This window comes from Streptosporangium pseudovulgare (genome assembly GCF_014648055.1).
Lineage (GTDB): Bacteria > Actinomycetota > Actinomycetes > Streptosporangiales > Streptosporangiaceae > Streptosporangium > Streptosporangium pseudovulgare.
Window position 1 is genome coordinate 205,743 of sequence record NZ_BMQJ01000001.1, and the last position, 12,598, is coordinate 218,340.

9 protein-coding genes are annotated in these 12,598 nt (G+C 75.9%); 1 reads left to right on the plus strand and 8 read right to left on the minus strand.

What is annotated here, in order from left to right:
* Positions 1-85 precede the first annotated feature (85 nt).
* Positions 86-913, minus strand: coding sequence for an oxygenase MpaB family protein (locus tag IEZ10_RS00785; RefSeq protein ID WP_189244494.1), 828 nt, complete (start codon positions 911-913; stop codon positions 86-88).
* A gap of 167 nt (positions 914-1,080) precedes the next feature.
* On the minus strand, positions 1,081-1,758 hold the full coding sequence (rpe, locus tag IEZ10_RS00790; protein ID WP_189244495.1) for a ribulose-phosphate 3-epimerase: 678 nt from the start codon (positions 1,756-1,758) through the stop codon (positions 1,081-1,083).
* 436 nt (positions 1,759-2,194) lie between these two features.
* Between rpe and mptB the strand changes: the two genes are divergently transcribed.
* Positions 2,195-3,892: a polyprenol phosphomannose-dependent alpha 1,6 mannosyltransferase MptB gene (gene mptB / locus IEZ10_RS00795; RefSeq protein WP_189244496.1), complete on the plus strand. Its 1,698-nt coding sequence runs from the start codon at positions 2,195-2,197 to the stop codon at positions 3,890-3,892.
* Here mptB and asnB read toward each other — a convergent pair.
* The 6 genes from asnB to IEZ10_RS00825 all read right to left on the minus strand — a co-directional run bounded on the left by asnB (position 3,877) and on the right by IEZ10_RS00825 (position 12,598).
* Positions 3,877-5,733, minus strand: coding sequence for an asparagine synthase (glutamine-hydrolyzing) (gene asnB, locus IEZ10_RS00800; protein ID WP_189244497.1), 1,857 nt, complete (start codon positions 5,731-5,733; stop codon positions 3,877-3,879). The genes mptB and asnB overlap by 16 nt on opposite strands.
* Before the next feature lie 333 nt (positions 5,734-6,066).
* Positions 6,067-7,512, minus strand: coding sequence for an RsmB/NOP family class I SAM-dependent RNA methyltransferase (locus IEZ10_RS00805; RefSeq protein WP_229810812.1), 1,446 nt, complete (start codon positions 7,510-7,512; stop codon positions 6,067-6,069).
* A gap of 179 nt (positions 7,513-7,691) precedes the next feature.
* On the minus strand, positions 7,692-8,639 hold the full coding sequence (gene fmt / locus IEZ10_RS00810) for a methionyl-tRNA formyltransferase (protein WP_189244499.1): 948 nt from the start codon (positions 8,637-8,639) through the stop codon (positions 7,692-7,694).
* 5 nt (positions 8,640-8,644) lie between these two features.
* Positions 8,645-9,193: a peptide deformylase gene (gene def / locus IEZ10_RS00815; RefSeq protein ID WP_179818445.1), complete on the minus strand. Its 549-nt coding sequence runs from the start codon at positions 9,191-9,193 to the stop codon at positions 8,645-8,647.
* Between the two features lie 255 nt (positions 9,194-9,448).
* Positions 9,449-10,831 (minus strand): hypothetical protein, encoded by a 1,383-nt coding sequence (locus IEZ10_RS00820; RefSeq protein ID WP_189244500.1) that lies wholly within the window; start codon positions 10,829-10,831, stop codon positions 9,449-9,451.
* Between the two features lie 39 nt (positions 10,832-10,870).
* Positions 10,871-12,598, minus strand: coding sequence for a hypothetical protein (locus tag IEZ10_RS00825; RefSeq protein WP_229810813.1), 1,728 nt, complete (start codon positions 12,596-12,598; stop codon positions 10,871-10,873).

The window sequence follows — 12,598 nt, forward strand, 5'->3', positions numbered from 1 at the left end:
CCGTACATCAGTGTGCCACGCGCGGCAAACCGCATGGAACACCCCTACCGGATGCCGGAACCCCCTCAAAGGCGGCCCGGACGGCTCAGGCGGCCCGCCCGGCCGTCAGACGCCGCGCCCGGCGGGCGTCGGGGCTGTAGCGCACCGGGGTGGGGACCAGGCCGATGCCGGTCTGCAGTGCCCGCAGGGTGGCGGTGGCCCACAGGTCGCCGAACGGCGTGCCGGGCAGGCCGTACAGCCTGCGTGCCCAGCGCGGCATGGTGGCGAAGGCCAGCACGGTCAGCGCGGGCAGGACCGGCTTGAACGGCAGGAGGTACGGCGGGAGCGGCGCGCTGATGGACTGGGTGATCGACTGGCGCAGCGGGTGCGGCACCTCGGGGGCGAAGTAAAGGCCGGGACGGCGGGCCTCGATGTAGTCGCGCATCTCGCGGACCGAGCCGGGCACGGCGTCCGGGCTGAGGCCGACGACCTCGGCGGCGCGCCGCTGCTCGGCCACGAACCGGTCGGCGTCGGCGTCGCTCAGCCGCACCCCGGCCCGCCGGGCCACCGACAGGTAGGAGTCGACCTCGCCGACGTGGACCCAGGACAGCGCGTCGGGGTCGTCGAGGCGGTAGCGCTCCCCGGTGTCGGGGTCGAAGGCCCGGAGCCGGGAGTGGATCTTCCTGACCCTGGCCCCGGCCGCGGCGACCTCGGCGGTCGTGCCGTAGGTCCGCACCCGGACGAACTCGGAGGTGCGCAGGAAGCGGGACCACGCCTCGGCCGGGTCCATCAACGCGGAGTTCTGCGCGACCCCGCGCATCGCCCTGGGGTGCAGGCCCTGCATCAGCAGCGCCCTGAACCCGCCGACCAGCAGGATCGGCTCGCCCATCACGCGCCAGGTCACCGAGCCCGGTCCGAACAGCCCGTGATCCATGCGTCACCTCCCGTCGTGAACGCGTGGGCACCCCCGGGTGACCGGGGGCGACACGTCTCGGGCCTATGACACAAGCATGACAGAACTCCGGCGGGGGCGGATGGGCCGGTCAGGCGTTCTCCCCGGCCGGGCGCCCACCGGTCAGGCGTTCCCACCGGCCGGGCCGGTCAGGCGTTCTCGCCGGCCGGGCCGGTCTTGGCTGCGACGGAGCGCAGGACGTCCACCGCGTGGGCCGGGTCGTCGGCGCCGTAGACGGCGTTGCCCGCCACGAAGACGTCCGCGCCCGCCTCCGCGCAGCGCTCGATGGTGCTCTCCGACACGCCCCCGTCCACCTGCAGCCAGAGCCGGCCGCCGTGCGCGTCGATCAGCTCGCGGGACCGGCGGATCTTGGGCAGCACCATGTCGAGGAACCTCTGCCCGCCGAAGCCGGGCTCGACCGTCATGAGCAGCAGCATGTCGATCTCACCGAGCAGGTCCTCGTACGGCTCGACGGGGGTGGCCGGGTTCAGCGCGAGGCCCGCGCGCGCCCCGGCGGAGCGGATCTCGCGCAGGGTGCGGACCGGCGCCTTGGCGGCCTCGGCGTGGATCGTCACGCTGCCCGCGCCCGCCTCGGCGTAGGCCGGGGCCCAGCGGTCCGGGTCCTCGATCATGAGGTGGCAGTCGAGCGGCAGCGAGGTGGCCTTGAGCAGCGACTCCACGACCGGCAGGCCGAGGGTCAGGTTGGGCACGAAGTGGTTGTCCATGACGTCCACGTGCAGCCAGTCGGCGTTGGGGACCGCCGCGGCCGCCTCGGCGAGACGGGCGAAGTCGGCGGACAGGATGCTGGGTGAGATCTGTACGGCCATGATGCGGCCGAGTCTATTGGGCGGCCCCCGCCGGCCCTTCCCCGGCCGCCCCGGTCACCCCACCGGCCCTCTTGACCACCCCGCCGGCCCTTCGGCCCTCACGACCACCCCGCCGGCCCTCCGGCCCTCACGACCACCCCGCCGGCCCTCCGGCCCTCACGACCACCCCGCCGACCCGCCGACCCTCCGACCCGCCGACCCTCCGGCCCTTCGGCCCTTCGGCCCTCACGACCATCCCGCCCGGCCCTTCGGCCCTCTTGACCACCCCGCCGGCCCTCCGGCCCCGGTCACGTCACCAGCGGTCCTCCCCGTCCGTTCCACCGCCCTCCGTCGTCTCGCCCCCTCACCGCCCGGCGAGCGCCGTTCCCGCGCCGGGCCGCCCCGGACATCGGACACCGGACGCCGCATCCCGGAACGTCGTAGATGATCTACGTTCGTGGGTGTTCTAATCTGGAAGCCGATGCCGGAGCCGGTGCTCGCCCCCGCTCCCCGCCGGGCCGCGCGGCTCGCCGGGCGCGCCGGGCTCGCCCTGACCGGCTCCGCCGTCGCGGCCGTGCTGCTCCTCTGCCTGGCGGGTCCCTCGGCCGCGGTGCCCGCCCTCGGCGGCGACGGCCCGCCCTGGTCCTTCACGGCCGCGCCCGCCGCCACCCCGGTGATCCTGCTGTGCGCCGCGGCGATCGCCGCCGGCGCGCTGGGGACCGGCGCCGGGCTGTACGCGCTGCGCCGGGGCTGGCGTCCCGCGCCGGGCCCGATGCTCGCGGCCTCGGCGGCGGCCGTCCTCGCCCTCGTCCTCGTACCGCCCGCCGGTTCGACCGACGTGCTCAACTACGCGGTCTACGGGCGCATCGCCGTGCTGGGACACGACCCGTACGTGACGGCCCCGGCGTGGCTGCACGCCGTGGGCGACCCGGTCGGCGCGTTCGCCCCGCCGGCCTGGCGGAACGCCCCGTCGGTGTACGGGCCGGTGGCCACCTGGGCGCAGCAGGCCGCCTCGTGGCTGGGCGGCGCGTCGATGGCCCGCACGGTCTTCGCCTGGAAGGCGATGGCCGGGCTGGCGTTCCTGCTGTCGGCGCTCCTCCTGGACCGGCTGGCCGGGCCCGGTCGCGACCGTCGGGTCCGCGCCCACCTGCTGTGGAGCCTCAACCCGCTGATGCTGTGGCACATGGTGGCCGGCGGTCACGTCGACGGGCTGGGGACGCTCCTGCTGCTCGGGGCCTTCCTCACCGCCCGCCGTGGCGGCCTGGGCACCGGTCCGCGCGGCGACTCGGGCGGCCGGGGCGGCGGTCCGGGAGGCGGCGCGGGCGGCTGGGGCGGAGTGGGCGGCGGCCTGGCGGCGGGCGTGCTGCTCGGCGCGGCGGCCGCCGTCAAGGCGCCGTTCGCGCTGGCCGGGGCCGGTCTGTTCTGGGCGGCCCGCCGGTCGCCCGCCGCGCTGGCGGCCACGGCCGCCGGGACGCTCGCGGCCCTGGCGGCGGCATACGCCACGCGGGGCCCGGAGGCGCTGGCGAACGTCGCCGGCAAGGTCGCCTCCCGCGCGCTGGCCGACCCGTGGCGGGTGGCCGCGGCGGCGCTCGGCGAGGGGCCGGAGGCCGCCGCGCTGGAGGGGCGGCTCGCCCTCGGCGCGGCCGTCCTGGCCGCCGCGCTGCTGTGCCTCCGGCTGCCCGCGGCGCCGTCCGGACCGCAGTCCGTACCACAGACCGGATCGCAGGCCGGATCGCAGGCGTGGTCACGGGCAGGGGCGTACGCCGGGCTGCAGGCCGCCGTACGGCCGGCGCTGGCGTGCTGCCTGGGCTGGCTGCTCACCTCGCCGATGCAGCACCCCTGGTACGACGCCCTGCTGTTCCCGCTCCTCGCGCTCATGCCCGCCTGCCGCCTCGACGGGCTGATGCTGGTCCGCGGCGTCGTGACGAGCCTCGTCTACCTGCCCGGCGCCGTGGGACTGCTCACGCTCCCGCCCACCCCGCTCGTCCGCTGGGTCGCCGAGGTCTACCGCCCCTGGGTGGCCCCGCTGGCCTCCGACGTCGTCATCGCCTGCGTCGTGGCGCTGGCCCTGGCCGGGCGGCTGGGCGCCCGGCCGCTGCCGCCGGGCCCCGCGCTCCCCGCCGGAGCGGGACGCGCGGGTCAGAGGACGAGCTGAACGTCGTACTCCGCCATCCAGGCGTTGAGCTGCAGCAGTCCCTCCAGCTGAGCCCGGACCCCGCCCGGGGCGCCGCCGGGGCCGGCGGGCCGGGCGAGCGCGTCCCTCACCTTGCCGAAATCGATCAGCGGCGCGGCGGGGATGTCACGGCGGTCGAGCAGCCGGGCCGCGCGCTCACGCAGCGCCGCGTCGTAGCCGGGGTCCTGCGTGGAGGGGTAGGGGCTCTTGCGGCGCTCCAGGACCGAGCGGGGCAGCACGTCGGCCGTGGCGGCGCGCAGCAGGCTCTTCTCCCGCCCGTCGAAGGTCTTCATCGACCAGGGCGTGTTGAAGACGTACTCCACCAGGCGGTGGTCGCAGAACGGCACCCTGACTTCCAGCCCCACGGCCATGCTCATGCGGTCCTTGCGGTCGAGGAGGACCTGCACGAACCGGGTGAGGTGCAGGTGGCAGATCTCCCGCATGCGCCGCTCCAGGCCTCTCTCGCCCGGCAGGCGCGGCGACTCGGCGAGCGCCTGGCGGTAGCTCTCGGCGCGGTAGGCGGGCAGGTCGAGCTTGCGCAGCAGGGAGTCGTCGAGGAGGGCGGCCAGCCCGCCGAACCGCCCGGCCCCCGGCGTCACCAGCCACGGGAAGGTGTCGGCGGCGACCGTCTCCGGGTCGTGGAACCAGCGGTAGCCGCCGAACACCTCGTCGGCGGACTCCCCGGACAGCGCCACGGTGGAGTGCCGGCGGACCGCCGTGAACAGCAGCAGCAGGGAGGCGTCCATGTCCCCGATGCCGGTGGGCAGGTCGCGGGCCCGCAGGACCGCGGCGCGCACGGAGTGGTCCATGAGGTCGGCGGAGTCGAGCGTGATGTCGCTGTGGTCGGGGGCGACGTGCCGTACGACGTCGTGGACGTAGGGCGCGTCGGGGGTGTCGCGCATCTCGTCGGGCTGGAAGTTGTCGCTGTAGCCGGCGAAGTCGACGGCGAACGACCGGATGCCGCCCGCGCCGTGCTCCTTCGACGCCTTCGCGGCCAGCGCGGTGATGGCGCTGGAGTCGAGGCCGCCGGACAGCAGGGTGCACAGCGGCACGTCGGAGACGAGCTGGCGCTCGACGATGTCGTCCAGCAGTCCGCGCACGGTCCGGACGGTGGTGTCGAGGTCGTCGGTGTGCTCGCGCGCCTCCAGCCGCCAGTAGCGGCGCCGGGTCAGGCCCCGGCGGCTCACCGTGACGATCTGGCCGGGACGGACCTCGTGCATGCCCCGGTAGATCGCGTGCTCGGGCGTCTTGACGAGTGAGAGCAGCTCGCGCAGGCCGTCGGCGTCGACCGCCGCCGGGCGGGCGAGCGGGTTGGCGAGGATCGCCTTGGGTTCGGAGCCGAACAGCACGCCCGCCGGGGTCGGCCGGTAGTACAGCGGTTTGACGCCCATCCGGTCGCGGACCAGCAGCAGTTCCTCGCGGCGGATGTCCCAGATCGCGAAGGCGAACATGCCGTTCAGCCGGGTGACGAAGTCGTCGCCCCACTGAAGGTAGGCACGCAGCACGACCTCGGTGTCGCTGCGGGTGCGGAAGCGGTGGCCGCGGGCGGCGAGCTCGTCGCGCAGCTCCCGGAAGTTGTAGACCTCTCCGCTGTAGGTGATGGCGGCCAGCGGCCGGCCGTCCTCCTCGGCGACCATCGGCTGCCGGCCGCCCTCGATGTCGATCACGGCCAGCCGCCGGTGTCCCAGCGCCACGTGCGGGGCCAGCCACAGCCCCTCGTCGTCGGGTCCCCGGCAGGCCATGGTGGCGGTCATGGCCAGGGCGGTGCGACCCGCCTGCCCGAGGTCGCGGTCGAAGTCCACCCAACCGGAGATTCCGCACATTTTCCGCACCTCGTCCCGTCGCCGGTCGTCACGCGCCCGGGACGGCCCGCCGTACCCGCCGCCACGTCGGTGCGGCGGCCGGTGAGCGCCCGCGAACGCGCAAAAGACCATTGGAACCCGGTGAGGCCGTCAGGTCCACAGGGACGCGCCAGCGAGTCCGCGGCGCGCCGGACCCGGCCCGGCCCCCCTGTCCCGTCTCCCAGCGTACGGTCGCCCGCCCCGGGGACGGCCGCCACGCCCGGTGCGCGGCCGATCCGCCCGGCGGGCCGGGGAGCGGAAGGCGGTTCGGCGGCCGGGCGGGCCGCCGGGCCGGACGGCCCGGCGGGAAGCGGCTCAGCAGCGGCGCAGCAGGGCCAGGAACATCGCGTCGGTGCCGTGCCGATGAGGCCAGAACTGGGCGTACGGGCCCTCGCCCAGCCCCTCGATCCCGGGGAGGTACGCGCGGGCGTCGAGGGCCTCGACGTCGTCGCGGCGGCGCAGCAGGTCGCCGACCACGGTGGAGGTCTCGGCCAGGTGCGGCGAGCAGGTGACGTAGGCGACGACCCCGCCGGGCCGGACGGCCTCCAGGGCCGAGTCCAGCAGCGCGCGCTGCAGCCGTCCCAGCTCGGGCAGGCTGCGCGGGTCGCGCCGCCAGCGGGCCTCCGGCCGGCGGCGCAGCGCGCCCAGGCCGGTGCAGGGGGCGTCGACCATGACCCGGTCGAACGCCCCGGCCCGCCAGGCGGGGACCGTGCCGTCCGCGGTGATCACCGCCGCCTCGCGGGTGGCCTGCCGGACCAGCCGGGCGCGGTGGTACTGCAGCTCGGCGGCGAGCAGCCGGGCCCCGCCCCCGAAACCGGCCGGCCCCTCCGGGCCGTCCCCGCCGGCTCCGGCCGCCGTGGCCGCGGGCTCCCCGGCTCCGGTGACCGTACCGGCTCCGGCGTCGAGGGCGGCCGGGTCGCCGTGCGTGGCGATCGCGTCGAGCAGGCCCGCCTTGCCGCCGGGCCCCGCGCACAGGTCGAGCCAGCGGGTGTCGCGGCCGGACACCGGGACGCGGGTCAGGGCCAGCGCGACGAGCTGGCTCGCCTCGTCCTGTACGGCGGCGCGCGTCTCGGCCACCGCCGGGACGGAGCCGGGGTCTCCCTCGGGGAGGTGGGCGGCGTAGGGGGAGTACGCGGCGGGCCGGGCGCCGGCCAGGAACAGCTCCTCGACCGACGCGCGGCCGGGACGGGCGACCAGCGTGACGCGGGGGCGCTCGTTGTCGGCGGCCAGCAGCGCGGCCGTCTCGTCGAAGCCGCCGCCCACGGCGTCGCGCAGCGCGGTGACGATCCACCGGGGATGGCTGTGGACCACGGCCAGGTGGCCGACCGGGTCGGCCTCCGGGTCGGGGGCCACGATCTCCAACCACTGCTCGCGCGATCGGGTCGCCACCCTGCGCAGCACCGCGTTGGCGTACTTCGACGCGCCGACGCCGACGCGGAGCCGTACCAGGTCGACGGTGGTGCCCACGGCGGCGTGCGGCGGCACCCGGGTGCCGAGGAGCTGGTGGACGCCGAGGCGCAGGGCATCGAGCAGCGGCGGGTCCACCTCCTCGGGGGCGCGGTCGCTGCAGGCGGCGATGACCTCGTCGTAGGTGCCGAGGCCGCGCAGGGTGCCGTAGGCCAGCTCGGTGGCCAGGCCGGCGTCGCGCCCGGTCAGGCGGCGTTCCCGCAGCAGCGCGGGCATCAGCAGGTTGGCGTAGGCGTCGCGCTCGTCGACGGCGCGCAGCAGGTCGTAGGCGGTGTTGCGCGACTCGTCGCGCACCGGCCGCCGCGGACGGCCGCCGCCCGCGCCCCGGCCGCCCTGGCCGCCCTGGCCGCCGTTCCGGCCGGGACCGTGCCCGCCGCGTCCGCCACCGCGTCCGCCGCCGTGCCCGCCGTTTCCGCCTCGCCCGCCGCCTCCGGCGTTTCCGCCGCGGGACGCGCCGCCGTTCCCCCGGCCGCTCACGACGCGCCGCCCATGAGGTCGTCGTCGCCGGGCCGCACGCCGCGGGCCCACTCCAGGGCGCTCATCACGCGCTTGCCCTGCGGCTGCACCTCGCCCAGCTCGACCGGGCAGGTGGCCGTGCCGACCAGCACGGACCTCTTGGACGCCAGGATCCGGCCGGGGAGCGGGGCGTCCGGGCCGGCGGCCTCGGGGGCGGGCCGCACCGGGCCGAGCTTGAGCCGCTGGCCGCGGAACTCCGTCCACGCGCCGGGGCCGGGCGTGCAGGCGCGGATCAGCCGGTCGATCCGCATGGCGGGCGCCGACCAGTCGACCCTGGCGTCGTCCACGGTGATCTTCTTGGTGAAGCTCACCCCCTCGGGGGGCTGCGGGACGGCCTCCAGCGTGCCGTCCTCGATCCCGTCGAGGGTGGCGGCGAGCAGCCCGGCGCCGGACTCGGCGAGCCGGGCGAGCAGGGCGCCGCTGGTGTCGGAGGCGCGGATCTCCTCGGTGAGGACGCCGTAGACCGGGCCGGCGTCCATCTCCTTGACGAGCCGGAAGGTGGTCGCGCCGGTGATCTCGTCGCCGTGCAGGATCGCGTGCTGCACCGGGGCGGCGCCCCGCCAGGCGGGCAGCAGCGAGAAGTGCAGGTTGACCCAGCCGTGGCGCGGGACGTCGAGGGTGGCCTGCGGCAGCAGCGCGCCGTAGGCGACCACCGGGCAGCAGTCGGGGGCGATCAGGCGCAGCCGCTCCAGGAACTCCGGGTCGCCCGCCTTCTGCGGCCGGAGGATCTCGATGCCCGACTCCTCCGCCAGCTCCGCGACGGGGCTCGGGTGGACCTTCCGGCCGCGGCCGGACTGGGCGTCCGGCCGGGTGACGACGGCGGCCACCTCGTGGCGTGAGGAGTCGAGCAGGGCCCGCAGCGAGGGCAGGGCGATGTCCGGGGTACCGGCGAAGACCAGGCGCAAGGTTCCTACAGAGCCTTCCCGTGGGTGGTGTGCGGGGAGAACTTGATCGCGGGCGCGGCCACCCCGTTCCACTCGGCCTCGCGGATCGCCTTCATGGCGAGCTTGCGCTGCTTCGCGTCCATCCGGTCGATGAACAGGATGCCGTCGAGGTGGTCGGTCTCGTGCTGGAAGCAGCGGGCCATCAGGTCGGTGCCCTCAAGGGTGACGGGCTCGCCGTGCATGTTGAACCCCTTGGCCACGGCCCGGATCGCCCGGGGCGTGGGGAACGACAGGCCGGGGAAGGACAGGCAGCCCTCCTCGCCCTCGGTGTCCTGGTCGTCGGACAGGTCGAGGTTGGGGTTGATCAGGTGCCCGAGCTGGTCGTCCACGTAGTAGGTGAAGACGCGCAGTCCGACGCCGATCTGGGGCGCCGCCAGGCCGGCCCCGGGGGCGTCCATCATCGTGTCGGTGAGGTCCTTGACGAGCTTGCGCAGCTCCTTGTCGAAGTCCTTCACCGGCTCCGCGGGGGTGCGCAGCACCGGGTCGCCGAAAAGGCGGATCGACTGAATGGCCAACAGGCTCTCCTCACGCTTTTAAGGGGATTCCCCCAAGTCTAAGGGCCCGGACCGGGTCCACCGGGCCCGTCGGCCCGGCGCCGGTCCGGCCGGGAACGCGCCGGGCGGAGGCCCGGCGGCGGGGTCGTGTCCCCCGCGGATCGGACCGGCCCGGCCCACCGTGGCCGGGATGTCGCCGGCGAGGACCGCCGCCCCCGGCCGGGCACGCGTCCGTGTCCGCCGTGAACGGGTCTCCCCGGCCGGGCGGCGGGCGGGTCAGCGCGAGCGGGTCTTCATCGCGGCCTTGCGGGCGGCCTTGGCGACGGCCGGCTCGCCGTGCCGGGCGGCCAGCAGGTCGAGTACGGCGAGCGTCTCGGGGTGACCGGCGCGGGCCATCTCCTCGATCACCCGGACCGGGTCCTCGCCGGGTTCGAGCAGGTCGAACTCGCGCGCCACGTCGGCGGCCCGGCCGGGGCAGGTCATCGCGGCGAGGGTGTCGACGGTGAGCCAGGTGCGGTCGGTGAGCGTGAGGGCGGGCGCGGGCAGGTCGCGGATGTGCAGCCAGGAGGCGGCGTAACGCCACATCGCGGGCTCGGCGAGCGCCTCCCGCAGCGGGACCTCGGCCTCGGGGCCGAGCTCCTCCAGGATGGAGCCGACGGTGGCGCGCTGGGCGGCCGTGCCGGACGCGGCGATCTTGACCAGCTCCCGGGCCGCGGCCTCGGGGGCGCGGGACGCGAGCCACACCGCGACGGCGCTGGGGGCGGCCGAGCGGTTGGTGATCGCCTCGACCAGCTCGGCGGCGTCGAGGCCGGCGAAGACCGCGACCTCGGACGCGGTGGGCGCGTCGTGGCCCTCGCGCCGCAGGTCCTGGCGGACGGCCCACATGCCGAGCGGGGTCAGCCGGGGCAGGCCCGCCCCGGAGGTCTCGACGAGCCCGCAGTAGCCCAGCAGCTCCAGCGCCGACTCCAGCTCGGCGGGCAGCGCGGCGGCCAGCGCCCGCATCTCCGCCGGGCGGGCCTGGCAGGCCACCTCGTGGGACTGCAGGATGCCCTTGACGAGCGTGGCGCGGGACAGGCCGTCGTGCACGGCGTACATCGTGGCGAGCATCTCGGCCAGGTGGTCGTCGACCACGGCGGAGCCGGTCAGCGACTCGTCGGCGCGGTCCAGGACGTCCATCACCACGCCGTCCCAGAACTCCAGCAGCGCCGCGGGGGGCAGCGAGGCCGACAGCGCCAGCGGGCCGGGCGACGCCACGCCCCGCATGATGCGGATCATGCGGGTGTTGACCGCGACGACCCACAGCAGGTGCAGCCGCGCCGGGCCGGGCAGGCCGAGCTCGGCGCAGGGCAGGAACGGGTCGGGCAGCAGGCCCTCGGGCGTCACCTGGCGGGTGCCGGTCCACGTGGCCAGCCGCCGGGCGTCGCGCACCAGCGGGACCTCCAGGACGGCGGCCGCCAGCTCCCCGTCGGGGGCGAGCCGGACCGGCGGGAAGCTCAGCGCGTCGGGGCCGCAACCGGGGCAGTCGCAGTCGCCGCCGTCCGCGGCGACCTCGTCGAGGACGGCGGCACGCGCCTCGCGCGACCCCGATCCCAGCTCCTCCACGAGCCTGCGCAGCTCACCGAGATCGAAGACGTTGCCGGAGTTCCCGCTCTTTGCCACCCGAGCAACTTACTGCACTCGGGCCCCACGGGTGTACGGCTAACCGATGGCGCGGGAACGCGCCTTGAAAGCGGCCTTGCGGGCGGCCTTGGCGGTGGCCTGGTCCCGCATGGAGCGGCCGAGCAGCTCCAGGACCTCGACGACCTCGGGGTGGTCCACCCGCCACATCTCCTCGATCACGTGGGCCGGCGGGCCGGAGGCCGAGATGTTCTCGGCGAACGCCTCGGGGTCGTCCTCGGCGGCGGAGATGGCCAGGGCGAGCATGTCCACGCTCATCCACAGCGCCTCGTCGGGGGTGAGCGCCGGCGCGGGCAGTCCTCTGGCGGAGAGCCAGTGGATGGCGTGCGGGCGCAGCTCGGCCTCGTCCAGACGGCCGCGGACCGCCTCCTCGGCCTCCGGGCCGAGCCGGTCGACGATCGACACCGCGACGCCCCTGACGACCGACTGCGCGCCGGAGGCCGCGTCGAGCAGCTCGGCGGCGGCCTCCAGCGGGGGCCTGCCGCTCAGCCAGCCCTCGATGTCGGCCTCGGCCATCTCCTCGGGGATGCCCGACAGCAGCTCCTCGATGAGCTCGGGGGCGCCGACGGCGACCATGTCGGCCACCTCGGGCGCCTCGATGCCGAAGTCACCGTACAGCTTCCGCATGCCCCACACGGCCAGCGGGGTCAGCTCCAGGACCTCCGGGGCCGCGCCGTCGTCCTCGCCGGCGCCGCCGCCGTCCTCGCCGTCGGGGTGGTCGTCCACGCCGGCCTCGGCCAGCCCGCAGTAGGCCAGCCGCCGCACGAGCGCCGAGAGGTCCACCGGCCCGTCGTCCAGCAGCCCGACCCCCTCCAGGTGCTCGGCGACCGCGGGCAGCGGCACGGGCTCCTGGAGGCGGTACGCCATGTCCAGCAGGGTGTAGATCTCCTCGTCGAGGGCCGGGTGCCCGGTGACGGCGCCGCCGGTGCCGGAGGTCAGCAGGAAGCCCACGACCGCCGCCCAGACGTCGAGCGGGCCGGGGTCCTCGCCGTCGAAGACGGCGGTGCGCTCGACCCGCACCAGGCCCGTGTGCACCGCGAGGTCCCACAGCAGGGCCGGGTCGGCCACCCCGAGCTGGGCGCGGGCCTCGGCGGCGTCGCGGACCCGTAGCCGCCCCCTGACGGTCGGCGTGCGGCCCCCGGCCAGCATCCACTGGGCCAGTCGCCGGGCGTCCCGCACCAGGGGCACCCGCAGGGCGTCGGAGGCCAGCTCCTCGCGGGGCGCGAGCCGTACCGGCGGGAGCGGCGGGGAGCAGGCGGGGCAGTCGCACGACCCGGCGTCGTGCTCCCCGTCCGGCCCGTCGACCTCGGCCGCCGACGACACCGACACGTCGCCCTGCTCCAGCGAGTCGGCGCCCATGGCGCTGAACAGGCTCTTGGCCATGCCGAACAGGGAGGTGTCGGCGAGCGCCACCGGCATCTCCGGCTCGATCCGGTCGAGGGTGGAGCGCATCCGCGCGGCCATCTTGCCGCCGATCTCCTCGGTGGCGAGCAGGAAGTCGACGAGCGTCCGGGCGGCGGCGACGGTCTCGGCGGCGCTCTCCGGCGGGGCGATGACCTTCCGCGGATAGATGTCGAGCAGCAGTTCCTCGAAAGTGACCGGGGTGAAATCCCCCAGTTCGTGCACGTTCAGATAGTCGCTCGCGTAGTCGCAGAGCAGCCGGACCTCGTCGACGTCGACGTCGACGCCCCGCGCGCGCCCCCACTCGCGCAGGTCGGCGACGGCCCGATTCACCCATTCGATCGACAC

Excerpts from the sequence above, each read along its gene's own strand:
- IEZ10_RS00785 (WP_189244494.1), bottom strand. The coding sequence starts at position 913 with ATGGATCACGGGCTGTTCGGACCGGGCTCGGTGACCTGGCGCGTGATG.
- asnB (WP_189244497.1), bottom strand. The coding sequence starts at position 5,733 with ATGTGCGGAATCTCCGGTTGGGTGGACTTCGACCGCGACCTCGGGCAG.
- rpe (WP_189244495.1), bottom strand. The coding sequence starts at position 1,758 with ATGGCCGTACAGATCTCACCCAGCATCCTGTCCGCCGACTTCGCCCGT.